This is a genomic window from Hymenobacter coalescens (assembly GCF_054783195.1).
In genome coordinates this window covers 53987-78739 of sequence record NZ_BAAGRA010000001.1, presented here as the reverse complement: position 1 = coordinate 78739, position 24753 = coordinate 53987, and the positions used below count along the sequence as shown (strand labels likewise).

19 protein-coding genes are annotated in these 24753 nt (G+C 62.2%); 13 read left to right on the top strand and 6 right to left on the bottom strand.

Translation table 11 applies throughout. The annotated features are described in order from the left end of the window. Positions 1-55 precede the first annotated feature (55 nt). Complete coding sequence (locus ACYVKQ_RS00340) at positions 56-1255, top strand: cation:proton antiporter (protein WP_460574453.1); 1200 nt, start codon at positions 56-58, stop codon at positions 1253-1255. A 4-nt stretch (positions 1256-1259) separates the two neighbouring features. On the opposite strand, the gene ACYVKQ_RS00335 is transcribed toward ACYVKQ_RS00340, so the two are convergent. The 4 genes from ACYVKQ_RS00335 to argB all read right to left on the bottom strand — a co-directional run bounded on the left by ACYVKQ_RS00335 (position 1260) and on the right by argB (position 5720). Beyond that, the gene (locus ACYVKQ_RS00335) at positions 1260-1796 is read right to left on the bottom strand and encodes a TetR/AcrR family transcriptional regulator (protein ID WP_460574451.1); all 537 of its coding nucleotides are present in this window, start codon (positions 1794-1796) and stop codon (positions 1260-1262) included. Between the two features lie 593 nt (positions 1797-2389). Continuing rightward, on the bottom strand, positions 2390-3694 hold the full coding sequence (gene argH / locus ACYVKQ_RS00330) for an argininosuccinate lyase (RefSeq protein WP_460574449.1): 1305 nt from the start codon (positions 3692-3694) through the stop codon (positions 2390-2392). 185 nt (positions 3695-3879) lie between these two features. Then, positions 3880-4950 carry a M20 family metallo-hydrolase gene (locus ACYVKQ_RS00325; RefSeq protein WP_460574447.1) on the bottom strand — a complete coding sequence of 357 codons (1071 nt, stop codon included), beginning with the start codon at positions 4948-4950 and terminating at the stop codon, positions 3880-3882. Next, positions 4938-5720, bottom strand: coding sequence for an acetylglutamate kinase (argB, locus tag ACYVKQ_RS00320; protein WP_460574445.1), 783 nt, complete (start codon positions 5718-5720; stop codon positions 4938-4940). The genes ACYVKQ_RS00325 and argB overlap by 13 nt, the downstream gene beginning before the upstream one ends. An 850-nt stretch (positions 5721-6570) precedes the next feature. Here argB and ACYVKQ_RS00315 point away from each other — a divergent pair. The 11 genes from ACYVKQ_RS00315 to ACYVKQ_RS00265 all read left to right on the top strand — a co-directional run bounded on the left by ACYVKQ_RS00315 (position 6571) and on the right by ACYVKQ_RS00265 (position 20288). After that, positions 6571-7200, top strand: a complete 630-nt coding sequence (locus ACYVKQ_RS00315) for a GNAT family N-acetyltransferase (RefSeq protein ID WP_460574443.1) — start codon at positions 6571-6573, stop codon at positions 7198-7200. Between the two features lie 105 nt (positions 7201-7305). Further along, positions 7306-8493 carry an argininosuccinate synthase gene (gene argG, locus ACYVKQ_RS00310; protein ID WP_460574441.1) on the top strand — a complete coding sequence of 396 codons (1188 nt, stop codon included), beginning with the start codon at positions 7306-7308 and terminating at the stop codon, positions 8491-8493. After that, positions 8483-9463, top strand: a complete 981-nt coding sequence (argC, locus tag ACYVKQ_RS00305) for an N-acetyl-gamma-glutamyl-phosphate reductase (protein ID WP_460574439.1) — start codon at positions 8483-8485, stop codon at positions 9461-9463. Before argG ends, argC begins: the two co-directional genes overlap by 11 nt. 216 nt (positions 9464-9679) lie before the next feature. After that, positions 9680-10819, top strand: a complete 1140-nt coding sequence (locus ACYVKQ_RS00300; RefSeq protein WP_460574437.1) for an aspartate aminotransferase family protein — start codon at positions 9680-9682, stop codon at positions 10817-10819. Positions 10820-11360: 541 nt separating this feature from the next. After that, positions 11361-12452 carry a carbamoyl-phosphate synthase small subunit gene (carA, locus tag ACYVKQ_RS00295; protein ID WP_460574435.1) on the top strand — a complete coding sequence of 364 codons (1092 nt, stop codon included), beginning with the start codon at positions 11361-11363 and terminating at the stop codon, positions 12450-12452. 566 nt (positions 12453-13018) lie between these two features. Further along, a complete protein-coding gene (locus ACYVKQ_RS00290; protein WP_460574433.1) occupies positions 13019-13309 on the top strand; it encodes a GIY-YIG nuclease family protein in 291 nt (96 codons plus the stop codon). Between the two features lie 79 nt (positions 13310-13388). Then, entirely contained in the window at positions 13389-16637 is a 3249-nt protein-coding gene (gene carB / locus ACYVKQ_RS00285; RefSeq protein WP_460574431.1) for a carbamoyl-phosphate synthase large subunit family protein, read from the top strand. Between the two features lie 218 nt (positions 16638-16855). Further along, a complete protein-coding gene (locus ACYVKQ_RS00280) occupies positions 16856-17146 on the top strand; it encodes a GIY-YIG nuclease family protein (protein WP_460574429.1) in 291 nt (96 codons plus the stop codon). 99 nt (positions 17147-17245) lie between these two features. Continuing rightward, a complete protein-coding gene (locus tag ACYVKQ_RS00275) occupies positions 17246-17707 on the top strand; it encodes a hypothetical protein (RefSeq protein ID WP_460574427.1) in 462 nt (153 codons plus the stop codon). A 127-nt stretch (positions 17708-17834) separates the two neighbouring features. Beyond that, positions 17835-18779 (top strand): Rossmann-fold NAD(P)-binding domain-containing protein, encoded by a 945-nt coding sequence (locus ACYVKQ_RS00270; RefSeq protein WP_460574425.1) that lies wholly within the window; start codon positions 17835-17837, stop codon positions 18777-18779. A 375-nt stretch (positions 18780-19154) separates the two neighbouring features. Beyond that, entirely contained in the window at positions 19155-20288 is a 1134-nt protein-coding gene (locus tag ACYVKQ_RS00265) for a putative sensor domain DACNV-containing protein (RefSeq protein WP_460574423.1), read from the top strand. Between the two features lie 88 nt (positions 20289-20376). Here the strand turns inward: ACYVKQ_RS00265 and ACYVKQ_RS00260 are convergent, their stop codons facing one another. After that, positions 20377-23220 (bottom strand): T9SS type B sorting domain-containing protein, encoded by a 2844-nt coding sequence (locus ACYVKQ_RS00260; RefSeq protein WP_460574421.1) that lies wholly within the window; start codon positions 23218-23220, stop codon positions 20377-20379. Between the two features lie 106 nt (positions 23221-23326). After that, complete coding sequence (locus tag ACYVKQ_RS00255; RefSeq protein ID WP_460574419.1) at positions 23327-24121, bottom strand: oxygenase MpaB family protein; 795 nt, start codon at positions 24119-24121, stop codon at positions 23327-23329. A 204-nt stretch (positions 24122-24325) separates the two neighbouring features. On the opposite strand from ACYVKQ_RS00255, the gene ACYVKQ_RS00250 reads away from it, so the two are divergent. Next, complete coding sequence (locus ACYVKQ_RS00250) at positions 24326-24751, top strand: ribosomal maturation YjgA family protein (protein WP_460574416.1); 426 nt, start codon at positions 24326-24328, stop codon at positions 24749-24751. The last annotated feature ends 2 nt before the right edge of the window (positions 24752-24753 follow it).

Below are 24753 nucleotides of genomic sequence, written 5' to 3'. Positions count from 1 at the left end.
CCGTTGTGGACGGAGCTGGGCGGCGTGTTACGGCCGGGATGCGTATGTTGGCCGCATGGGACCCTACTCCATCCTGATCTACCTCAGCATTGCCGTCATCCTTTCGTACCTCTTCGACATAGCCGCCCGCGCCACCAAGATTCCCTCGGTGCTCATGCTGCTGCTCACGGGCATTGCCCTTAAGCAGGCCGTCGAGTACATGGGCGTGACGCTGGTGCTGCCGCGCGTAACGTTGGAGCTGCTCGGCATCGTGGGCCTGATCATGATTGTGCTGGAAGAGTCGTTGAACCTGAAGCTCGGGCGCGACAAAGGCCCGCTGATCCGGCGCTCGTTCGTGGCGGCCGCCGTGATGCTGCTGGGGCAGGCCTTCGCCATTGCTGGATTGTTGCAGTGGTACCTCGGGGCGGGCGCATCGTTTCAGAGCTGCCTGCTCAACGCGGTGCCGCTGGCCGTCATCAGCTCGGCCGTGGCCATTCCCAGTGTGGCTAGCCTGGGAGGCGAAAAGCAGGAGTTTATCGTGTACGAAAGCACGTTTTCCGACATCCTGGGCATCATGTTTTTCAACTTCGTGGCCCAGGACAACTTTGCGCAGGGCATTTCGGCCCTCACCTTCACCCGCGACCTGCTGGCCATCCTCGTCGTGTCGGTGCTGGCCACGGCCGTGCTGGCCTTTCTGCTCGACCGCATCCGGCTGCACGTCAAGTTTTTCCTCGTGCTGGCCTTCCTCATCCTGATTTATTCCCTGGCCAAGAAGCTGCACCTGTCCTCGCTGCTGGTGGTGCTCGTGTTCGGGCTGGTGGTCAAGAACGCCGACCTGTTCCTGCGCGGGCCGCTGCGCCGCTGGTTTCAGCTGGAGCGCCTGCAGGACGAGCTGCACCAGCTGCAGAGCATCACCGCCGAATCGGCCTTCCTGATCCGCACCTTCTTCTTCTTGCTGTTCGGCTTTTCCATCTCCCTGGCCAACATCCTCGACGGCCGCTTGCTGCTGCAGGGCGTGCTGATTGTGGGCGTGCTCACGCTCATCCGGTACTTCTACCTGCGCTACGTGGCCCGCACCAGCCTGGTGCCCGAGGTGTTCATCGCCCCCAAAGGGCTAATTACTATACTTCTCTTTTACAGCATTCCGCAGCGGCACCTCATCGGCGAGGTCAGCGAAAACATCCTCTTCGTCGTCATTCTGCTCACCGGCGTGCTGATGCTGGTGGGATTGCAGCTGGCTAACAAAGAAGAACAGGCGGAAATAGGGGAGTACTGAGGCGCTACTGCGCCTGGTACTTGCGCTTGATGAACTCGAGCATGTCGCGCACGTGCTCGTCGGTTTTGTTGGCTTCGATTTTCCAGAGCGCTTCCACCAGCAGCAGCAGCAGGCTGGCTTCTTTCTCGGGCTCTTCGTAGCCGAGGGCGCGGAAGGCTTTTTCGAGCAGGGCGGGCACGGGCTGCATAAACCGCTCGTGTTGCTGCCGCGCCGATTCCACGTTGGCCAGCCGGTACTGCAGCTTCCAGAAGTGCGGTTCGGCCTGTACCAGCTTCACCGGCAGATCGATAACGGCGTGAATGAATTTCAACGGATCCGTTTCGGCCAGCCAACCGCGGTTTTCTTCGATAATGCGCTTGTAGCCGCTCCGGATAACAAAATCCAGCAGTTGGTCCTTGGAACCAAAGTGCTTAAAAATCAGAGCTTCAGAAACGCCGGCGGCTTTCGCAATCTGCTGCGTGGAGGCATTCTCGAAGCCTTTCTCCCCAAAGAGCTGCAAGGCCACCTGCGCGATGTGCTGTTTGCGGTTGATTGTGGACATGGGGTCGGATAAATCGGCACACGCCGTTGTCGCGGATGCCGCGGCCAAAGATGGTAAAACGCCGCAAGTTCGCCGAATGCCCGGTTAGTTGCGTTTTTTTTTCGCTGGTCACAGCTACGGTATCTGTCCCGCTTGCGGTTGGCCCATAAAGCAGCCGGCCGACTTGGGGGTTCCAAGTCGGCCGGCTAATGATCCGATAACCAAATGCGGCGCAGATGCAGCCAGCGACTTGATTCTCAGAAAGGGTTCCGGATGGGGTGGGACAACATCCGGGAGAACAGAACGTGGTATAAGCTAGCGGGTAATTAGTGGGAGTCATTGCCCGTTAGCGAGAGCAATATTACGCAAAGGTTTGCATATACAAGTAAGTGTTAGCTTACTTTTTTTTGTGAGTAGTCACTTACTAGGGATTTTTGGCTTTAAGGCCTTGAACAACAGCGGGAAAATTTAAGTGAAAAAAACAGTGTAATAACTGCAGGTTACCGGCTCAGACCCAGGCCAAGTCGGTCGTATACTGGGGTAAAAAGCAATGCCCCGACCTGCTGGGCCGGGGCATCGGGAGGGAAGGGAACGGAGCGCTTAGCTGTCAGCGCTTACGCTTTGGTGAGGCGGCTGTCGCGGCGGAAGCCATCCACCTTCGTGCGGATTTCGGCCAGGCCGAGGTTGTGCACGCTGCCCAGGTGCGTGGTGTGAAACTCGCGGTGCGGCTGGTAGCTGCCATCCTCCACGGCTTGGCCTACCTGCTTGTAAGCGGTGCGGAACGGGGTGCCCGCCTGAATCAGCTGGTTGATGTTCTCCACCGTGAATATGGCGTCGTACTTGGGCTGCGCCACCAGATCTGGCTTGATTTTCAGCTCGGGCAGGGCAAACAACACGATGTCCAGGATGTCGAGCAACTGGGTGAGCGGCTCAAAAAGGATTTCTTTCAGGATCTGAAAGTCACGGTGGTAACCGCTGGGCAGGTTGCTGGTCGCCAGCATGAGCGTGTTCGGCAGGGCCTGCAGGGCGTTGCAGCGGGCCCGAATCAGCTCAAATACGTCCGGGTTCTTCTTGTGCGGCATGATGCTGGAGCCGGTGGTGAAAGCTGCCGGCAGCTCCACGAAAGCCAGATCCTGGGAGTTGTACAGCACCAGATCGTAGGCCATCTTGGCCAGGGTGGCGGCCAAACTGGCGACGGCGAAGGCCACGGTTTTTTCCGTTTTGCCCCGCAGCATCTGCGCGCCTACGCTGCTCACCGCGAGGTGGCCGAAGCCCAGTTCGCGGGTGGTTTGCAGGCGGTCGATGGGAAAGGACGAGCCGAAGCCTGCGCCCGAGCCCAGCGGGTTCTGATCGGCCACGGTATGGGCCGCTTCGAACAGGGCCAGATCCAGCAGCAGGTGCTCGGCATACGCCGAAAACCACAGCCCAAAGGAGCTGGGCATGGCGGCCTGAAAGTGGGTGTAGCCCGGCATCAGGTCGGCCTGGTGCTGCTCGGCTTTTTGCAGCAGCACCTCCACCAGCGCCAGCACCTGGGCGGCGGTGCGCCGGGTGTAGTCTTTCAGAAACAGCTGGATGGCCGTCAGCACCTGGTCGTTGCGCGAGCGGGCCGTGTGAATCTTCTTGCCCGCGTCGCCGAACTTCTCCGTGAGGTAGTACTCGATTTTGGAGTGCACATCCTCGAAGCTCTCGTCGATGGTGAAGCTGCCGGCTTCTATCTGGGTCGCGAGTTCCGTCAGGCCCTGCTGCAACTGCTCGTTTTCAGCGGGGGAGAGCAGGCCGGCCTGCGCCAGCATGTTGGCCTGCGCCTTGGAAGCCTGCACGTCAAACTGCGCCAGGTACATGTCCAATTCCCGGTCGCGGCCCACGGTGAACCGCTCGATTTTCTTGTCAACGGCAATGCCTTTATCCCAAATCTTCATGGGGCAAAAATAGCGTACGGTGGGCGGACGGTGCGGCCGGGCCGAAGCCGAAGGTCGGCGGCTGACGATGCAAGGCTCGTGCTTTTGGTCGGGGCGTACTGCCGCCGACGCGTCAGGGAGAGTCGGCGGCAGCACGGCATCAGCAATGATGGGGCCTTTGCCCCAGGGGCTACGGCCCGCTCGTGTTACAGCACCAGCCCTTCCAACAGTTCGATGTAGCCCCGAATGCCGCCGCGGATTTCGCTGAGCAGGATGAACTCGTCGGGCGTGTGGGAGCGGGCCGAGTCGCCGGGGCCGATCTTGACCGTGTCGAAGGGCATCATTGACTGGTCCGACAGCGTAACTGAGCCGAACGTCTGGCGGCCCAGCGCCACGCCGCGCCGCACCAGCGGGTGTTCCGGTGCGATGCGCGAGGAATTCAGGTGCGTGGAGCGGGGCTTCACCTCGGCCTGCACGTGCTGCTGCACGATGTCGACGACCTGCTGATTGGAATAGCACTCGTTGGTGCGCACGTCCACCACGAAGGTGCAGCGGTCCGGCACCACGTTGTGCTGCGAGCCGGCCTGCACCTGCGTCACGGTCATTTTCACCGGGCCGAGCAGGGGGGAAGCTTTCGGAAACTGGTACTGCCGAATCCAGTTGATGTCGTCCACGGCTTGGTAGAGGGCGTTGTCGCCCTCGTCGCGGGCGGCGTGGCCCGTGCGGCCGTGGGCGGTGCAGTCGAGCACCACTAGGCCTTTTTCGGCAATGGCCAAATTCATCTGCGTTGGTTCGCCCACGATGCCGAGCGCCAGCGGCGGCAGCAGCGGCAGCACGCTGCGGATGCCGCCGGGGCCCGAGATTTCCTCTTCGGCCGTGATGGCGCAGATCAGGTTGTAGGCCAGGTCAGCGCGCTGGTAGAAGTGCAGGAATGTGGCCAGCAGGCTCACGGCCGAGGCGCCGGCGTCGTTGCTGCCCAGGCCGGTCAGCCGGTCGCCCTCCACCACGGCTCCGAATGGGTCGTAGGTCCAGGAGGCACCGGCCTTTACCGTGTCGTGGTGCGAGTTGAGCAGAATGGTGGGCTTGTCGGGGTCGTAGTGCTGGTTCTGAGCCCACACGTTGTGGCCCGCGCGCTGGGGCTCCACGCCGTGCCGCCGAAAGAAATTTACTAGCAGATTCGCGGTCTGAGCCTCCTCCCGCGACAGGGAAGGGGTTCTGATCAGCTCGATCAGCAGGTCAATAGCCGCGTCTTCCAACGGCTGGGTTAGCTGCGGCATAGCACGGTCTTGATGGGCTCGTTGATTTTCAACGCGTTTTCGATAACAACTTTCGCCACGCCGGCTTCCAGCGCCGCAAAAGCGTTGTCCAGTTTCGGAATCATGCCCGCGGCAATGATGCCTTCGGCTTTGAGCTGCTGGTACTGCTGGGGCTGAATCTGCGGAATCACCGAGCTGTCGTCGCTGACATCGGCCAGCACCCCGTCCTTCTCGAAGCAGAAGTGCAGCTCCACCGCGTAGGCCGCGGCCAGGGCGCGGGCCACCGTGCTGGCAATGGTATCGGCGTTGGTGTTGAGCAACTGGCCCTGGCCGTCGTGCGTGATGGCGCAGAGCACCGGCGTGAGGTCAGCGCCCAGCAGCTGCACGAGCAGCTGCGCATCCACGCTGCCGGTGGGCAGGTCGCCCACGAAACCGTAGTCGATGTCTTTGACCGGGCGCTTCACCGCGCGAATGACGTTGCCGTCGGCGCCGGAGAGGCCCAGGGCGTTGGTACCGGCGGCCTGCAGGGCGGCCACCAGTTGCTTGTTGGTCTTGCCGGCGTAGAACATCGTTACCACGTCCAGTGTAGCCGCGTCGGTGATGCGGCGGCCCTGCACCATCTGGGGCACGATGCCCAGGTCCTGCAGCATCTGGCTGGCACCTTTGCCGCCGCCGTGCACCAGGATTTTACGGCCCGGGACCTGGCTGAACTCCCGCACGAAGCGCCGCAGCTGGCTTTCGTCGTCCAGTACGCCGCCGCCTATCTTGAATACCTTGAGAACTTCTTTCATGAACGTGTCGGGCCGTGTGTTCGGGTCATAGGCAACTGCCAGGTTGCTCTTCAATTGCTGAAAGTCGGGTAATTACGGAGTGTGCCGCGTAAGGACACGAAGCGTGCCCGCACCTGCACGCGGGCCAGCCGGCAATTCTACGAGGGTTTTGAAACGATTTCGCGCCGTTGGCGCGTTAAGGCAGCGAAATGACCAACTGCCTATCGGCACCTGCCATGCTCCGACATCCCCACGCAATGCTGCTGTTCTCGCGCCCCGCACGGGCGGGCCAGCCGGGGGTGGCGCCGTTGCGGTCCTGCACCTCCATTTGATAAGAACGAAGCTGGCCAGTTGCGTTATTTTTTTGCGCACCGCCGCTTTTTTCACCGCAGGTTTTCAGTCGCCAAATGCCCGCAACCGTAGAAGTTAGCCGGAATTCAGGCTCAGGTTGCCCGGCCAGTGTACGTACTTCCGCTGCGAGCAGCGCAAAAGTACGTTTGCATTGTAAAGACTGAAGAGTATGTTTGCGAAAAATTTCAGGAGTGGTAGCCGTTGTCGCTGTCGACGACGCCCACAAGTGGAGAGGACTCTAACGACACAAACTGGCTGCACGAGTGTAGGACGCGGTACATGTACTGATGGTGGGTAGACGCAAGCGCCCCGCCTGAGCAACGCCCAACTTGGCGTTGTCCGCCCCAGCCAACCCTCCCAACTGGCACTTTTCCCGGACACCGGCCTCCTGGCAGGCTGGTCGTTGCGGCCTCGGCTTTCGCGTCGGGCCGCGCCGTGCACCCAAGCGTGCATCTGCTGTTTTTCTGACTCCTGACTTTTTGCCGCGCCTGAGCTGGCCGGTACCATTGTCTCCTTCCCGATGATCCTACGAGTTGCTAATGCTGCCGACGTGCAGTATGTGGACACGCTTTGTCAATGGTACGAGGAATCGGCCAAGCAGCGGGGCGTGGGCATCGCCAAGCGCGACCCTAACTACCTGAAGAAGAAGATGGAAAGTGGCAACGCCATCATCGCCTTTATCGGCGAGCAGCTGGCGGGCTTTTGCTACATCGAAACCTTCGAGGACCAGAAATTCATTGTCAACTCGGGCCTCATCGTGAACACCCAGTTGCGCAAGGAGGGCCTGGGCCGCGCCATCAAGCACGAGGTGTTTAAACTCTCGCGCACCAAGTACCCGCAGGCCAAGCTGTTTGGCATTACCACCTCGGCGGCGGTGATGAAGATGAACACCGAACTGGGCTACAAGCCGGTAACTTTTCCGGATCTGACGCAGTCGGACGACTTCTGGAAAGGCTGTTCGTCGTGCAAGTACTACCCCATTCTGGAGGAGAACCAGCGCCGCATGTGCTTGTGCACCGGCATGCTGTACGACAGCCTGAACGACGAGTACGGGCAGCAAGCGCAGGCGACCATTGACTTTCTGGATAAGCCGGGTGCAACGGGGGCCGAGGCGCCCGTGCTGACGCCCAACCCCGATTTCACGATCTAGACAGGCAGCCGGCGCCGACGCGTCGGCGCCGGCTCCGTGCAAGCATACCACAGCGGCAAGGTCAGCCATACACACTTTCTTCTCTCAAGAACCCCTTCAGCGCTAATGAAAAAGGTAGTTCTCGCCTATAGCGGCGGCTTGGATACGTCCTATTGCGTCGTGTATCTGACGAAAGAACTGGGCCTGGAAGTCCACACGGTCATCGTCAACTCGGGCGGCTTCTCGCGGGAGGAGCTGGCCGGCATCGAAAAGCGCGCCTACGAAATGGGCTCCAAGCGCCACGAGGTGATTGACGTGACGGAACGGTTCTACCAGCAGTGCCTGCGCTACCTGCTGGCGGGGAATATTCTGAAGAACGACACCTACCCACTGAGTGTCAGTGCCGAGCGCATGTTTCAGTCGCTGGCGCTGGCCGAATACGCCCGCGAAAACAAGGCCGACTACATTGCCCACGGCAGCACCGGCGCCGGCAACGACCAGGTACGTTTCGACGTGGCTTTCTCAGTGATTTCACCCAACACCGAAATCCTGACGCCCATCCGTGATCTGCGCCTCTCGCGCCAGCAGGAAATTGAGTACCTGCAAGCCAACGGAGTGGAAATGAGCTGGGAAAAAGCCAAATACTCCATCAACAAGGGCATCTGGGGCACCAGCGTGGGCGGCGTCGAGACGCTGACCTCGCGGCAGGGCCTGCCCGAGTCGGCCTGGCCGACCCAGCTGAGCAAGCAGGAGCCGCAGGAAATCAGCATCACCTTCGAAAAGGGGGAGCCGGTAGCCCTGAACGGCGAGCAGATGCAGCCGGTGGACCTGATTGTGGCCTTGAACGAGCTGGCCGGGCAGTACGCCATCGGCCGCGACACCCACGTGGGCGACACCATCCTGGGCATCAAGGGCCGCGTGGGTTTCGAGGCGCCGGCGCCGCTCATCCTCATCAAGGGCCACCACTTGCTGGAAAAGCACGTGTCCTCGCGCTGGCAGCTGCTGCACAAGGACTACATCGCCAACTGGTACGGCACGCTGTTGCACGAGGCGCAGTACCTCGACCCGGTGATGCGCGACATGGAGGCATTCCTGGAGTCGTCGCAGGAGCGGGTATCGGGCACGGTGTACGTGACCTTGAAGCCTTACCAGTTCGAGCTGCTGGGCATCGAGTCGCCGTTCGACATGATGCAGTCGAAGGTGGCAACCTATGGCGAAGAGAACAACGCTTGGGATTCGCGCGACGCGAAGGGCTTCATCAAGATTTTCAGCAACCAGCTGCGCATTCACTCTTCCTTCAACGATGAAAATTAAGGTTGGCATCGTCGGCGGGGCCGGCTACACGGCGGGCGAGCTAATTCGCATTCTGCTGCACCACGAGTTTGTGGAGCTGGGCGCCATCGTCAGCTCGTCCAGCGCGGGCAACCCGGTGTACCAGGTGCACGACGACTTGGTGGGCGAGACGGAGCTGCAGTTTGCCGCGGCGCTGGCCGGCGACGAAGACGTGGTGTTCCTCTGCCTGGGCCACGGCAACTCGCGGGCGTTCTTGGAAAAGACTCCGCTGCCGGAAACCACCCACGTCATCGACCTCAGCAACGACTTCCGTCTGAGCGCCGACCGGGAATTTGTGGACCGCGAATTCGTGTACGGCCTGCCGGAGCTGAACCGGACGCGCATTCAGCAGGCGCAGAGCATTGCTAACCCCGGCTGCTTTGCCACGGCCATTCAGCTGGCCCTGCTGCCGCTGGCCCAGGCCGGCCTGCTCACCGACGACGTGCACGTATCGGCCATTACCGGCTCGACGGGCGCGGGGCAGAGCTTGTCGGAAACGGTGCACTTCTCGTGGCGCGCCAACAACGTGTCCATCTACAAGCCGTTCACGCACCAGCATCTGGGCGAGATAGGGGAGAGCCTGACGCAGCTGCAGCCGGAGCTGGAAAGTGAGATGCACTTCATCCCGTACCGCGGCAATTTCACCCGCGGCATCTTCGCCACGGTCTACACGCCGTCGGAACTGACGCAGGACGAGGCGCGGGCGCTGTATAAGGAGTTCTACGCCGAGGCCGCGTTTACTACGGTGTCGGACGCGGAAGTGCACCTCAAGCAGGTGGTCAACACCAACAAGTGCCTGCTGCACGTGCAGAAATTCGGCAAGCAGCTGCTCATCACCTCGGTTATCGACAACCTAGTGAAGGGCGCTTCGGGCCAGGCCATCCAGAACATGAACCTGCTCTTCGGGCTTCCTGAAACGACGGGTTTGAATCTTAAATCGGTGCTGTTCTGATGGATTAGCACGGTCATGCTGATTTTGCTCCTCGTGTGCGCTTCACCCCCCGGCCCCTCTCCGAAAAGGGAAATGCGCATCAAGCATTTCTTCGGGGGAGCCGGACGAAGCGGGAGGGATGCTTGGCTACGACTTCCTTCGGTTCGACAAGCGCACACCAGATCAAGCATGACGTTCTAATTTCCGCCTGAACCACTTCTCAGTTCTAAACAAAAGATGGAGCTTTTCAACGTCTATCCGCTCAACGACATCACGCCGGTGCGCGCCCTTGGGGCCCAGCTTTGGGACGACAAGGGCGAGCAGTACCTCGATTTCTACGGCGGCCACGCGGTTATCAGCATTGGCCACTCGCACCCGCACTACGTGCAGCGCATCACCGAGCAGGTGCAGAAAATCGGCTTCTACTCCAACTCGGTGCACATTCCGATTCAGCGGGAGCTGGCCCGGAAGCTGGGCGAGGTGTCGGGCTACGCGGACTACACGCTGTTTTTGTGCAACTCAGGGGCCGAGGCCAACGAGAATGCGCTGAAGCTGGCCTCGTTTCACACCGGCAAAAGCCACGTCATTGCGTTCAAAGGCGCTTTCCACGGCCGTACCTCGGGCGCGGTAGCGGCTACCGACAACCAGAAAATCGTGGCGCCCTTCAATGCCGGGCACCAGATCAGCTTCCTGCCCTACGAACTGGCCGATGTGGAGCGCGTGTTGCAAGGCGGGCAGACCTGCGCCGTCATCATCGAGCCGATTCAGGGCGTGGGCGGCATCATCATGCCCTCGGACGAGTTTCTGCAGGGCCTGGACCAGCTGTGCCGGCAGTACGGCGCGGTGCTCATTGCCGACGAGGTGCAGAGCGGCTACGGGCGCAGCGGCAAGTTCTTTGCGCACCAGCACGCCGGCGTGCGGCCGGGCGTCATTTCGGTGGCCAAGGGCATGGGCAACGGCTTTCCCATCGGCGGCATCCTGATTGCGCCGGAGTTTAAAGCTTCGTACGGGCTGCTGGGCACCACTTTCGGCGGCAACCACCTGGCCTGCGCCGCCGCCCTGGCCGTGCTGGAAGTCATCGAGCAGGAAAACCTGCTGGCCCACGCCACGGATATGGGCGAGTACCTGCGCCAAGAGCTGCTCTCCAATGCCGGCGCCCAGGAAGTGCGCGGCCGCGGCCTGATGGTGGGCATCAAGTACGATTTCCCCATCAAGGACTTGCGCGACAAATTGCTGACCGAGTACCACATCTTCGTGGGCAACGCCTCCGACCCGGGGGTGCTGCGCTTGCTGCCGCCGCTCAACATTAAACGCGAGGAGGTAAACCAGTTTTTGCGGGCGCTGTACGCAATTATTCCGGCCGAGGTAAGGAGTTAAGCGACTTGTGGCCTAACTTGCGGCCTTAATGAGTGGCACGACGAGGTTCACGAGCAAAGCTCACCTTCTGATCAGCTGCACGCTGCCGTTTCTCACAATTGCGCAGCCCCCGGCCGGTTCTTTCCCTGAAAGAGCGGCCATTACCACTTTCTTCCAGCAGGCCTGCCCGCCCGATTTCCCGATGCCTGACGTCTGGGAGCGGCCGGGCGCGGGACCGATTGATTTACCCTCCTTCGCTCCCGTTTGGCTTAAGTCCTCGTTCGGCTGGAATAGACCCCTGATGTTTGGTTCTGTTCCAGCCGAAATTGTATCCGGCCGGTTCCAACGGCGGGCCGAAACCGCACCGCACACCCTCGCGGACGACGATGCGCCCAACGCGGGTGCGTCAGACAGGTGCAGCGGCAGTCTAACAACTGCTCAACCAGGAAAACAGGCTGCCTTCAGTTTCCCGTCAGGCTCCCCCTCTCTTTTGGAGAGGGGGCCGGGGGGTGAGGTCCGCAGAAAATCAACCATAGCATAAACCCTTTTTTCGCACAACAGAGTGGAAAACGCTAAATCGGTGAAGCTGGTGCTCGAAGACGGCACCGAAATCCAGGGCAACTCCTTTGGGGCATTTACCTCGGCCGCGGGCGAAGTGGTGTTCAGCACGGCCATGACCGGCTACCCCGAAAACCTCACCGATCCGTCCTTCGCCGGGCAGATCCTAGTGCTGACTTACCCCATCGTGGGCAACTACGGCGTGCCGGGCGAGGAACTGTACGAGTCGATTTCCAAGATTTTCGAGTCGGACAAGATTCACGTGGCCGGGCTGGTGGTCAACTACTACTCCGAGGAGCACAGCCACTGGCACGCGGCCAAGAGCCTGGGCGAGTGGCTGGCCGAGTACAACATCCCCGGCATCTTCGGCGTGGATACCCGCATGCTCACCAAGAAGCTGCGCGAGAAGGGCGCCATGCTCGGCAAAATCGTGGCCGCAGAGGACGTGCCCCTGCACGACCCCAACCAGGACAACCTGGTGGCCCAGGTGAGCCCCGACGGCGTGCAGCATTACGGCACGGGCAAAAACAAAATCGTGCTGGTGGACTGCGGCACCAAGACCAACATCATCCGCTGCTTCCTGGAGCGCGACGTGGAGCTGATCCGCGTGCCCTGGGACTACGACTTCACCCAGCTCGACTACGACGGCCTGTTCCTGAGCAACGGCCCCGGCGACCCGAAAATGTGCGTGCCCACCATCGAGCACCTGCAAAAGGCGCTGGAGCAGGACAAGCCCATCTTCGGCATCTGCCTGGGCTCCCAGCTCATGGGCCTCGCCGCCGGCGGCGACACGTTCAAGCTCAAGTACGGCCACCGCAGCCACAACCAGCCCGTGAAGCTCACGGGCACCCAGCGCAGCTACATCACCAGCCAAAACCACGGCTTCGCGGTGGACACCGCCACGCTGCCCGCCGAGTGGGACATGCTGTTCGAGAACCTCAACGACGGCACCTGCGAAGGCATCAAACACAAAACCAAGCCCTTCTTCTCCACCCAGTTCCACCCCGAAGCCGCCGGCGGCCCCCAGGACACGGAGTTTCTCTTCGACCAGTTCCTGGAGGAGGTAGAGAAGTATAAGGCTGGTTCGGCGAAATAAAAGAACGTCATGCTGAGCTTGTCGAAGCATCTCTACCGCTTCGTTGGGAATAATTTAAGACTTAGCAACTCTTCTTTTCCATGAGACTTATCACCCTAATAGCCCTACTCATTTCATCATTAGCTAATAATGTTGCAACAGCGCGTCCTCCGCGCTGGCCATTTTGGAAGTCAGGACGAACTGAAATAACTCCAAGTATAGTAGTGACTTACCGGGAGTGTCGGGTTCTAAAAAGAATAGTCGAATTGAATGGACGCGGAGAGTCGCTTGGTAGTCAAAACCGCATCAGTTGGATAACAAAGCGAAAGAGGCAGATTCTTTACAATAAAGCAGGCAAACGGCTCAGTCCCTACGTCTACGATTATGTAAGACTTGTCGACAGTTTAGTGGTTTGCCAAAGGAACAAATCTAAACATCACTTTACTATAGAGTCCATTGATGCGACAGGCAAACTGACCTTAATAAGAAAGCAGTAGAGCAGGTGACGACCTGTTGCAATGAATGCCAGGGAAGCTAGTGATGCAAAGCCTAAACAGCGCTTTACCTGACGTTCTAACCTCACCAGTGTGTACGTCTACATCCTAACCAACCAAACCCAAACCGTGCTCTACATCGGCGTGACGAATGACCTTCGGCGCCGCCTATACGAGCACAGCCAGGGCCGCGGCGACGCCGGGAAGTTCACCGGACGGTATCAGGCGGATTTGCTGGTGTATTTCGAAATTTGCCCCGATGCTACGCAGTCCATAGCGCGTGAAAAGCAGCTGAAAGGCTGGACCCGCCAGAAGAAAGACGCACTGATTGCCGCGTTCAATCCGACTTGGCAGCCAATTGATTTAGAAACGTGGGCCGGCTGACCCCAACAAAGCGGTAGAGATGTTTCGACTCTGCTGCGCTCCGCTCAACATGACGTTCTGATTGAACACACACGACCTAATGGAAAAACCACAGAAAGTTCTCATCCTCGGTTCCGGTGCCCTCAAAATCGGGGAGGCCGGTGAGTTCGATTACTCCGGTTCGCAGGCCCTCAAGGCGCTGAAAGAGGAAGGCATCCGCACCATCCTCATCAACCCCAACATTGCCACCGTGCAGACGTCGGACGACATTGCCGACGACGTGTACTTCCTGCCCGTGACGCCCTACTTTGTGGAACGCGTCATACAAAAGGAGCAGCCCGACGGCATCCTGGTGGCCTTCGGCGGCCAAACGGCCCTGAACTGCGCCGTGGCCCTGTACCGCGCCGGCGTGTTCGAGAAGTACAACGTGCGCGTGCTCGGCACGCCCGTGCAGAGCATCATCGACACCGAGGACCGCGACATCTTCAAGGAAAAGCTCGACCAGATCGGTGTGCTCACGGCCCGCAGCGAAGCCGTAACCACGATGGAGGACGCGCTGGCGGCCGCCGAGCGGATTGGCTTCCCCATCATCGTGCGCGCCGCCTTCGCGCTGGGCGGCCTGGGCAGCGGCTTCGCCAACAACATGGAGGAGCTGCGCACCCTGGCCCAGAAATCCTTCTCGACTTCCGACCAGATTCTGGTGGAAGAGTCCTTGAAAGGCTGGAAAGAGGTGGAGTACGAGGTGGTGCGCGACCAGTTCGACAACTGCATCACCGTCTGCAACATGGAGAACTTCGACCCCATCGGTATCCACACCGGGGAGAGCATCGTGGTGGCTCCGTCGCAGACGCTGAGCAACCGCGAGTACCACAAGCTGCGCAGCATCGGCATCAAGACCATCCGCCACCTGGGCATCGTGGGCGAGTGCAACATTCAGTACGCCCTCGACCCGCACTCGGAGGAGTACCGCGTGATTGAGGTGAATGCCCGTTTGTCGCGCTCCTCGGCCCTGGCTTCCAAGGCTACGGGCTATCCGCTGGCTTTCGTGGCCGCCAAGCTCAGCCTGGGCTACTCGCTGGCCGAGCTTAAAAACAGCGTGACGCAGACCACCTCGGCCTTCTTCGAGCCCTCGCTCGACTACCTGGTGGTGAAGCTGCCGCGCTGGGACTTGAGCAAGTTTTCGGGCGTGCAGCGCCAGATTGGCTCGGCCATGAAGAGCGTGGGCGAGGTTATGGCCATCGGCAAAACCTTCGAGGAGGCTGTGCAGAAGGGCCTGCGCATGCTCGACACCGGCCGGCGCGGCTTCGTGGCCAACAAGCCCGAGCCGATTGACCTGGCGGACCTCGACCGGCTGCTGAGCGAGCCGAACGAGGAGCGCATCTTCGCCATCAACGAGGCCTTCCAGGCCGGCTACGACGTGGAGCGCGTGTACGAGCTGACGCGCATCGACCGGTGGTTCTTGCAGCGCCTCTACGGCATCTACCAGCTGAGCCTGGAGCTCGGTGAGAAGCGAAACCAAGGCGGCCTCGATGCCCTCGACACCGACCTGCTGCGCCAGGCCAAGAAGTCGGGCTTCTCGGACCAGCAGCTGGCCGTGCAGCTGCTCGGCCCGGCCGAGGTGAAGGCCAACGAAATGCTGGTGCGCGCCCGCCGCAAGGCCCTGGGCGTGCTGCCCGTGGTCAAGCAAATCGACACGCTGGCGGCCGAATTCCCGGCCCAGACCAACTACCTCTACCTCACCTACCACGGCACCGAAAACGACCTGGCGCCGGAAACCGACAAGTCGGTGGTGGTGCTGGGCTCGGGCGTGTACCGCATCGGCTCCTCGGTGGAGTTTGACTGGTGCGGCGTCAACGCGGCCCAAACGGTGAACGAGGAGGGCTACAAGTCCATCATCATCAACTACAACCCCGAAACCGTAAGCACCGACTACGACGTGTCGGACCGCCTGTACTTCGAGGAGCTGAGCTACGAGCGGGTGATGGACATTCTGGACTTCGAGCAGCCGCAGGGCGTGATTCTGAGCACCGGCGGGCAGATTCCGAACAACATCGCCACCCGCCTTGAAGCCGCCGGCGCGCCCATCCTGGGCACCGCCGCCTCGCGCATCGACGAGGCCGAAAACCGCCACAAGTTCAGCAGCATCATGGACGAGCTGGGCATTGCCCAACCGCGCTGGAGCGAGCTGACCACCATGGAGGCCATCTACGACTTTGTGAAGCAGGTGGGCTTCCCGGTGCTGATTCGGCCGAGCTACGTGCTGTCGGGCGCGGCCATGAACGTGGTGTCGAACCCGCGGGAGCTGGAGGAATACCTGAAGCTGGCCGCCGAGGTCAGCGCCGAGTACCCGGTGGTGGTGTCGCAGTTCATCCAGGACGCCAAGGAAATCGAGCTGGACGCGGTGGCCGACAAGGGCGAAATCGTGTCGTACGCCATTTCCGAGCACGTGGAGTTTGCCGGCGTGCACTCGGGTGATGCCACCATGTACTACCCGCCGCAGCGCGTGTACGTGGGCACGGTGCGCAAGCTCAAGGTCATTGCCGAGAAGATTGCCAAGCGCTTCCAGATCAGCGGGCCGTTCAACATCCAGTTCCTGGAGAAAAACCGCGAAATCCGCGTCATCGAGTGCAACCTGCGCGCCTCGCGCAGCTTCCCGTTCGTGAGCAAGGTATCGGGCAACAACCTGATCAAGAAGGCCACCAAGGTGCTGCTCGGCCAGCACGTGAACCGCGACGCGAGCGAGCTGGTGTACGACCTGCCCTTCGTGGGCGTGAAGGCCTCGCAGTTCTCCTTTACCCGCCTGCAGGGCGCCGACCCGGTGCTGCGCGTGGACATGACCAGCACCGGCGAAGTGGGCTGCCTGGGCGACACGGCCGAGGAAGCGCTGCTGAAGTCCCTGCTGTCGGTGGGCTACCGCATTCCGGAGAAGACGGTGCTGATGTCCAGCGGCCCGCTGACGTCCAAAGTGGCCCTGCTGGAATCGGCGCAGGTGCTGGTGCAGCGCGGGTACACCATCTACGCCACGCACGGCACGCACAGCTTCTTCGCCGAAAACGGCGTGCCCAGCTCCCTGGTCTACTGGCCCGACGAGCTGCAGGAGCCCAACGCCCTGACCTACCTGCGCGAGCGGAAAATCGACCTGGTCATCAACATCCCGAAGAACACGACCAAGGGCGAGCTGGACAACGACTACAAAATCCGCCGCACCGCCGTCGACTTCAACATCCCGCTCATCACCAACGCCCGCCTGGCCAAAGCCTTCATCCACGCCTTCACCACGCTGAAGCTGGAGGATCTGAGCATCAAGAGCTGGAAGGAGTTCAAGGCGCAGACCGAGCCGGTGCTATAGAGGATTAAAAGAACGTCATGCTGAGCTTGTCGAAGCATCTCTACCGCTTTGTTGCCCGGCGTCAGCATTGACCGACTGAAACCAGAACGTCATGCTGAGTGAAGCCGAAGCATCTCTAAGGACAGTAACTCCTCTCGTGAGGACGAACCCAGTAGAGATGCTTCGACAAGCTCAGCATGACGTTCTAATTTTTCGGCTGTTCTGCGTAATGTAGCCGCATGTACGTCTACATCCTGACCAACCTGACCCAAACCGTGCTCTACATCGGCGTCACCAATGACTTGGCCCGCCGCCTCTACGAGCACAGCCAGGGCCGCGGCGACGCGGGCAAGTTCACCGGCCGCTACCAAGCGGATTTGCTGGTGTACTTTGAAATCTGCCCCGATGCCGTGCAGGCCATTGCGCGGGAAAAGCAGCTGAAAGGCTGGACGCGACAGAAGAAGGACGCGTTGATTGCGGCGTTTAACCCGACATGGCAGGCTATTGATTTGCAGACGTGGGCAGGATGAGTTTGTTAACGTACTTCGAGAATCGGTTCGGATGCCGGGGAATGTCTGCCCAAAAAGTAGGTAGCATGGCGCGGCCTCCACATTAATTGAGCTTTTCTTATGAACCCAACGCAAGAATCCGATTTCACGGAAACGATAAAAGACGAAGCTCTGCGTGCTGGACTGTTGCTTTGTGCTTTCGTGGGATTTTTCTTCTGGTTCTGGGGCAGCTACAGTCTTTTCCTAAGACCTATACATACGAAAGCTAAAATTATAGCAGTAGGAGAGCAATCCTTCGATTACGAGTTCTATGTTCCGTCTGCCGACCAAACGGTGTCCTACCGGCGTGAAGTCACTATTGACCAAGCCCAGCAATTGAAAGAGAAGAACGAGATAGAAGTCGTTTATGCAGCTAACAATCCCGATTACCTCGCTATTCCTTCGATACAACGCCCGCTGCCTGTCTGGGCGTTTTTCGGAGTCCACCTATTAACTCTTTGGGCGTTAGTGCGGAGTATTCGGGACCTAGCGGGCATTGCTAAACAGCGGCATCAAGCAGGCCGCCATGGTACGTTGGATTAGTCTTTAATAGATACTCTTACACCCTGTATACACACCCAACGAAGCGGTAGAGATGCTTCGACAAGCTCAGCATGACGTCCGGACGGCCTGTTCCGTCTGTCGTTCTGAAATTCCGTAGAACCACCCCATGAACAAATTCACCTCGTTCGCCGACGTACCCGACTACCGCGCCCTGCTGCAACAGGCACTGGAGATTAAGCAGAACCCCTTCGGCTACCAGCAGGTAGGGAAGAACAAGACCGTCGGGCTGATTTTCTTCAATCCCAGCCTGCGCACCCGCCTCAGCTCCATCAAGGCGGCCTACAACCTCGGGGCGCAAGCCTGGGTGCTCAACGCCGGCGCCGACTCCTGGACCCTGGAAATGGCCGACGGCGCGGTGATGAACGGCTCGACGCAGGAGCACATCAAGGAAGCCATTGCCGTGATGAGCCAGTACTGCGACGTGCTGGGCGTGCGCACCTTCCCCGGCCTCAAGGACCGCGACGAGGACTACAACGAGGTGGTCTTCAACAAGATTCTGCAGTACGCCACCGTGCCCGTCATCAGCCTGGAAAGCGCCACCCTGCACCCACTGCAAAGCTTCGCCGACCTCATCACCGTGGCCGAAAACAAGCAAACCGAGCGCGTGAAAGTGGTTTTGACCTGGGCCCCGCACGTGCGCGCCCTGCCCCAGTGCGTGCCCAACTCCTTCGCCGACTGGTTTTCGGAAGTCGACTGGGTGGACTTCGTCATCACCCACCCCGAGGGCTACGAGCTGGCTGAGCAGTTCACCAAGGGCGCCCGCATCGAGTACGACCAGGCCAAAGCCCTGGAAGGCGCCGACTACGTGTACGCCAAAAACTGGAGCTCCTACCGCAACTACGGGCAGGTCATCACCCAGGACCCGAGCTGGATGGTGGATGCCCGCCACATGGCCCTCACCAACAACGCCAAGTTCATCCACTGCCTGCCGGTGCGCCGCAACGTGGAAGTGGCCGACGCGGTGCTGGACTCGCCCAACTCCTTGGTGGTGCAGGAAGCCGGCAACCGCGTGTTTTCTATGCAGACGGTGCTGCACGAGATGCTGAAGTAATTCCGGACCAGAGAGCGGGAAAAGAAGAACGCCATCCTGAGCGGAACGCGCACCGCAGACAGGTGTAGCCAAGGGCCTTATTCCGCCGAAACGAGTCGTTTTTACGAGAGTCGTTTCGGCGGAAGAAGGCCCTTGGCATTGTGAAGCTGGTCAGGCAGCCCACAAGCCCGTCATGTCGAGCGCAGTCGAGACATCTCGCCGGATAGTAGCGGGCCATGGCGCCGGAGATATGGAAAAGCGGGTCCGGATGTACCTAGTGGGCGGGGCGGCCAAACCCGGCGGGGGCGGCGCGGTTGATGCAGCACCCATCCACTTTGTGGCCTGCCCGTCGTAGGTTGTCCGTCCATGCTATCCGTGTCCTCTCCGCTTCCCGCTATGCTCTCCGAACCCACGTACCTGGCCGCCCGTATGGTGGCGCCCGTTGTCGAACAGCATTTTGCCGCGCACCACCGGCAGGCCACTGCGCGGCAGCGGCCGCAGCTGGCCCCCGCGCCCGAGGCCGCGCTGGCCGAGGCCGTCATCGACGCTACGTTCTGGGCCAGCCTGCGCCGGGAGGAAGGCCACCCGCCGAAGATTTCGGTGGCGCTGCTCACGCCCGCGCAGGCCCCGCAGCCGCTGGTGTTCGGGCACCGCAAGCGCCTCACGCCTCAAAATTTGATCAAGCTGGCCCCGGCCGTGGAGCAGCCCGGCATTCACCTGGGCGTGTGGCACGATGCGGACGGCCTCTACGTGTGGGGCACCGTGACGGAGCTGCCACCCCTGTGCTTCGTGCTCGAGGTCATCGAGCCGGGCCTGCTGGTGGTGAAGCACCCGCGGGCCGACGGGTTCGGCAAATTTGTGAACGTGGCCATCCTGCGCGGCGACCAGCTGCAGGTCGTCGACGCCGACAACTCGGGGGTATCCGACTGCCAGGCCATGCGGCGCTTCCTGCCCGGCGGTGCCTTGCCCGGCGCCCCCGCCGAAGCCGACGACGTGCTGGTGGAGCTGGCCGCCGTGATGCGCGCCCACGGTCGCGGCGGGCTGGTGCTGGTGGTACCCGAAGGCTCGGAGCGGTGGTCGACGTCCATCGTGCAGCCCATGTCGTACCCGGTGGAGCCGGCGTACGAGGGCATTGCCGAAGCCATGGCGCACCGCGCCGAGGCCCCCGACTGGCCCAAGCCGCTGCGGCGCGCCATCGGCGTCGTGGGCGGCTTCACCTCCGTCGACGGGGCCACCGTCATTACCCAGGATTACCGCCTGCTGGCTTTCGGCGCCAAGGTGGCGCGGGCCAAGGGCAGCGCCCCGGTGGAAGAAATAATGATAACCGAGCCGGTGGTGGGCAGCGTGGCGCGGCGCACGCACCCGGCGCAGAACGGCGGCACCCGCCACCTCGCGGCCGCGCAGTTCGTGCACGACCAGCGCGACGCCCTGGCATTGGTGGCCTCGCAGGACGGCTTTTTCACCGTGTTTGCCTGGTCGCCGAAGCACCACCTGGTGCACGCCCACCGCATCGACGTGCTGCTGCTGTGAGGGCCAGCCCCGCCTGCGAGGCCCCGATGGCAAAGGCCCGGTCGCTGCAACCAGCGGCCGGGCCTTTGCCATCGGGCGTGCAGCGCGCTCAGCGCATGATTTCCACCCAGCCTTTAAAGGACGCCCGGGTGTGGTCGTGGTCGGCAAACTCCACCTCGATCAGGTAGTAGTAGGTGCCGGCCGCGGCCTTGGCGCCCGTGTCGCGGCCGCCGCTCTCGCGGCTGCGGGCTCCGCCGCCGTCCCAGAGGGTGAGGTCGGTGCCGGCGTTGCCGGCGTACACTTTCGCGCCCCAGCGGTTAAATATCTGCACCCGTACCTGGGCCACCGGGCTGGCAAACAGCGGCCGGAAGGTGTCGTTCTGCTGGTCGTTGTTGGGCGAGAAAATGTTGGGCAGCACGAAGATCCGGCAGTTGTCGCCCGCGGCGATGTTGCTGGCCGCCGTGGCCCCGGCCGAGTCGACGGCCAGCACCCGGTAGCAGCCCGCGGCCGAAGCCAGGTTGGCGTGGGTGAAAGATGATTGGCGGGTGCGGCCGATTTCCTGGAAGGCTGTGGTGTCGCAGGTGGCGCTGTAGAGCACCCGGTACTCCACCACGCTGGCACTGCAGCCCTCCGGCCGGTCGCTGAGCGTCCAGCCCAGGACGTTGGTGTAGGTGAGCGGGCGGGGCAGGGGAGACGGATACTGTAGGGCCTGTTGGCTGAGGGTTTCGCAGTCGGGGCCTTGCAGCGTCAGCACCGGGCGACAGGGGCGCGGGGCCAGGCGCACGCACAGCTCCTGGCTGCGGTTTTCCAGGTTCTGGGGCTGCGGCGCAGCGTAGCCACCCACCGTTTCCACCCGGTAGCAATAAGTAGCGTTCAGGCGCAGGATCGGGTCACGGTCGACAAATGTGCCGCCGGTACGGGTGGCCGCGGCCGAGCTGGTGAGCAGGCTGTACGTGGTGTTGCCCGGGTCCTTGCGGTAGATGCGCGTGCGCGTGCCGCTGTTGTCCCAGGGTACCTGGTAGGCCCAACTGATGTCCATCGTGGGCGTGCGGCTTGGGTTCGGGGTTACCTGCACGCGCACGCTGCTCGCCGGGCCGGCCGTTTCCACGATGTCGGGCAAGCCCGCGCCGCCGCTGCGGAAAAACTCCAGCCGGTAGCTATAGGCCCGGTTTTCCGTGTCGAGGCCGGTGTCCACGTGCACGGTATCGTTGAGGTTGTTGAAGGTGCGCACGGGCGTAAACGTGAGCGGGCTCTGGCCTTCGCCGCGCAGCAGGCGGTAGCCCGCGGGCTGGGCAAAGGCCGCCGCCGGCGCCGGCTTGGTCCACTTCACCGTAATCTGCCCGGTGGTGGCGTCGGTGCGGTCCACGGTCACGTTGGTCAGCAGCGCCGAGCGGCCCGGCAAGGTCACGCAGGCTTCCTGCGAGGCAATGCTGGCGCCGCCGGCCGGCCGCGGAAACTCGGCGTAGATGCGGTAGCAGTAAGTCTTGCCCCGCTCCAGCCCGCGGCCGCCGTTGTCGTCCAGAAAGCCTTGCAGGTTGGCGCCCACCTCCCCGATCTGCACGTAGCCCGCGCTGGCCGGAATGCCCGTTTCGCAGGCATCGGGCTGCCACTGGGAGCGGTCCTCCTTGCGGAAGATGCGGATGCGCGAGGCGTTCTGGCAGAAGTACCGGTCCCAGCTAAGCTGCGTGCTGTTGCCCTGCAGGCCCGCCTGCAGGTTCTGGGGCGGTGGGCCCACCACCCGCACGCGCCACACCCGCTCGTCGATGAGGCGCACGGCGCTGCTGCCTGGCGGCTGATCCTCCGCCTTGAACAGTATCTGGGCGGGCTCGGAGGCCACGTCGGTGCAGCTGGTGGTCCAGCGGAAAGTGCCGGCCGCCTGGCCCGCCTGGTTTTGCGTCTGGGTAAAGGTGGCCGGCGGCAGCATTCCGCCGTAAGCCTGCAGCCGAATCTGGTGCCCGTCGGGGTCGGTGGCCGTCACGGTGCTCGTGACCGTGTTGCCGGCCACCACGCACACGTCGGCAGGGGCCAGCACCAGGGGGCGCGTGTTGGGCGTGGCAAACACCGAAATCTGCATGTCGCGGATGGTTTCGCCAATCTTCCGGCGGCCGCCGAACCCGTCGCGCCGCCATTCTTCCACCACGAAGGCCAGGTTGAATTCGCCCGCGATGCTGGGGGCATTCCACACCAGCTGCCCGGTGCGCGGGTTCAGGTCGAGTATCGCGGCCCCGTTGGTACTGGCCGGCGGGCCGCTGTACGGCACCTGAGTGCCGGGGTAGGTGAGGTGGGGGTAGGTGTACTGGGGCACCGGCTGCGGCACGGGGCGGTTGCCGGTGGCATTGGTGCCGGCCACGCCGGCCGGCACCTGCTGGCTTACCTGCAGGCGGTACGCCAGCGAGTCGCCGTCGGCGTCGGAAGCGGCGGGGTTGTGCAGAAATACCTGGTTGATGGCGGCCCGGTCGACGGCCGGCGCGTGCAGCACCGGCGAGCGGTTGATGCCGTACAGCGGGCTGATCGTAATCTTGGTAGCAATGTAGAAGCTCTGGCCACTGGGGTTGCTCATGTTGCGGATAAACCGGTTTCGGTACTCCCCGATGTGGCTTACCCAGTACTCCCCCGGCGCGTTGAAGGTGTGCTCGAACACGTACACGTTGCGGTACACCTCGTTGCCGATGTACACCTGCGACTGCCGCGTCACCACCGTCCGCGTGCCGTCGCCGAAGTAGATGGTTTCGTCGGCGTCAGCGTGCGCCCCGGTGGCCGGATCGGTGTAGGTCACCATCCGAAAAAAGTAGCGCATCGGGTTGCGCGCGGGCGTCGTGTCGCTCTTCGCCTGAATGTCGCCGGCCCGGATGTGGGAGGCCTGCGCCGGTGCCGCCAGCAGCAGGGTCAGCAAGAGTGGCCACAAGCCGAGAAGCCCCGAGCGTAGCGGGGCGGGGGGTAAAGCAATGGTCATACGCAGACAGGATTAAAGACACGGGTAGACGTCTGTTTCCGGGCCATTGCCCAACGCCCAGCCGTGCAAAAATTGTACGCAACAGCGCGCCGCGGCAGAGCTTTGTTCAGGCGTGGACAGGATACAGATGCGCCGGCGGTGCCGATTCCATATCCAGCGCCAGAATTTGTTTCTTGTAAGCCGTGGGCAGCAGCGCGGCCCGGGCCCGGCGGCTGAGCGCCAGGTGGCCCAGCCGGCGGTACAGGGCCAGCACCGGCCGCAGCCACGCTCCCGCGCTTAGGCGCAGCAGTTCGCGCACCCGGGCCGGTACCACCAGGCCCTGGGCCTGGAGCAGCAGGCCGTACCGGATGGGCCCGAGGTGCCGGCGGTATTGCTGGTAGAGGTCGGTGGTGAAACGGCTGGCCTCCAGGTCCTGCGCCAGGTGCTGCTCGCGGGCCGTTTGCCAGGCGGCATACGTGGCCGGCAAATCCGGAATGCCCATGCGCTGGCCCACGCGCCCGAACACGTCGAACACCTCGGCCTGCTCGGCGGGCGTGAGCGGGCGCTCCAGCACTGCAAAAGCCCGGATGGAGTAGTCGATGAGCATGAACAGCACGTCGCGGTACGCCCAGTCGGGGATGCGCTGGCCCCGGCGGGCCTCTACGCCGGCGTGGATGGCGGCAATCGTATCGATGGCCCGCTCGGCAGCCCTGCGCTCGGCAAAGACGATCTGCCGGGCGTATTCCACGGTCGAAAACAGGCGCCCCAACGGGTCGGCGGGCAGCCGGCCGGTGAAATACAGCCAATCCACGGCCTTGTTGAGGGCAAACTCAGCGGCGGCCCCGGCAAAAATAAACAGCACCGTGTCGGCCTTGCCCCAGATGCGGCGCACCACCGAGCCCTGCGGAACGAAATAATCCATGCGTAGTGAAATCGTAGTCGGCAACCCGCCCGCGTGCCGCATGAAGACTGGGCGAATGACCTGGCGCTGCACCAAAAAACCTGGCGAGTGAGTTCGTTGATTGCAAATATATCAAAGAACTTTGTGATACAAAGTAATGATTATGTTTGCACTGAAATTGCCGCGTTAGCTCGGCTTGGCAAATCCACCTGCATCAGCCATCGAATGCTTTACCCACGTCCCGTACTTACCGGCTTCAGCCCGCGCGGGCGCTACATCACCTGGGCCCTCGTTACTGTGGCGCTGGGGCTGGCGTCGCGGCGGTGGCGGGCCGGGCTGCCCGGCTGGGTGGGGGCCTACGCGGGCGACGCGCTCTGGGCCTTGCTGGTATTTTGGCTGATCAGCGCCGTAGGGCCGCGGCGGCCAGCTTGGCAGCGCGCTGCCGCGGCGTGGGCGGTGGCGCAGTTGGTGGAAGTGAGCCAGCTCTGGCAGGCGCCGTGGCTGCAGGCGGTGCGGGGCACCTGGCTCGGTGCCCTGGTGCTCGGGCGGGGTTTTCTGTGGTCCGATGTGCTGAGCTACACCGCCGGAATACTGCTGGGCCTGGGGCTGGATGCCTGGCTGACGCGCCGCCGGCCGCAGCGGGCGGCGTAACG

What these genes read in the sequence shown, in the direction of transcription:
- ACYVKQ_RS00340 (WP_460574453.1), top strand. Translation starts at nt 56, where the DNA reads ATGGGACCCTACTCCATCCTGATCTACCTCAGCATTGCCGTCATCCTT.
- ACYVKQ_RS00335 (WP_460574451.1), bottom strand. Translation starts at nt 1,796, where the DNA reads ATGTCCACAATCAACCGCAAACAGCACATCGCGCAGGTGGCCTTGCAG.
- argH (WP_460574449.1), bottom strand. Translation starts at nt 3,694, where the DNA reads ATGAAGATTTGGGATAAAGGCATTGCCGTTGACAAGAAAATCGAGCGG.
- ACYVKQ_RS00325 (WP_460574447.1), bottom strand. Translation starts at nt 4,950, where the DNA reads ATGCCGCAGCTAACCCAGCCGTTGGAAGACGCGGCTATTGACCTGCTG.
- argB (WP_460574445.1), bottom strand. Translation starts at nt 5,720, where the DNA reads ATGAAAGAAGTTCTCAAGGTATTCAAGATAGGCGGCGGCGTACTGGAC.
- ACYVKQ_RS00315 (WP_460574443.1), top strand. Translation starts at nt 6,571, where the DNA reads ATGATCCTACGAGTTGCTAATGCTGCCGACGTGCAGTATGTGGACACG.
- argG (WP_460574441.1), top strand. Translation starts at nt 7,306, where the DNA reads ATGAAAAAGGTAGTTCTCGCCTATAGCGGCGGCTTGGATACGTCCTAT.
- argC (WP_460574439.1), top strand. Translation starts at nt 8,483, where the DNA reads ATGAAAATTAAGGTTGGCATCGTCGGCGGGGCCGGCTACACGGCGGGC.
- ACYVKQ_RS00300 (WP_460574437.1), top strand. Translation starts at nt 9,680, where the DNA reads ATGGAGCTTTTCAACGTCTATCCGCTCAACGACATCACGCCGGTGCGC.
- carB (WP_460574431.1), top strand. Translation starts at nt 13,389, where the DNA reads ATGGAAAAACCACAGAAAGTTCTCATCCTCGGTTCCGGTGCCCTCAAA.
- ACYVKQ_RS00280 (WP_460574429.1), top strand. Translation starts at nt 16,856, where the DNA reads ATGTACGTCTACATCCTGACCAACCTGACCCAAACCGTGCTCTACATC.
- ACYVKQ_RS00275 (WP_460574427.1), top strand. Translation starts at nt 17,246, where the DNA reads ATGAACCCAACGCAAGAATCCGATTTCACGGAAACGATAAAAGACGAA.
- ACYVKQ_RS00270 (WP_460574425.1), top strand. Translation starts at nt 17,835, where the DNA reads ATGAACAAATTCACCTCGTTCGCCGACGTACCCGACTACCGCGCCCTG.
- ACYVKQ_RS00265 (WP_460574423.1), top strand. Translation starts at nt 19,155, where the DNA reads ATGCTCTCCGAACCCACGTACCTGGCCGCCCGTATGGTGGCGCCCGTT.
- ACYVKQ_RS00260 (WP_460574421.1), bottom strand. Translation starts at nt 23,220, where the DNA reads ATGACCATTGCTTTACCCCCCGCCCCGCTACGCTCGGGGCTTCTCGGC.
- ACYVKQ_RS00255 (WP_460574419.1), bottom strand. Translation starts at nt 24,121, where the DNA reads ATGGATTATTTCGTTCCGCAGGGCTCGGTGGTGCGCCGCATCTGGGGC.
- ACYVKQ_RS00250 (WP_460574416.1), top strand. Translation starts at nt 24,326, where the DNA reads ATGCTTTACCCACGTCCCGTACTTACCGGCTTCAGCCCGCGCGGGCGC.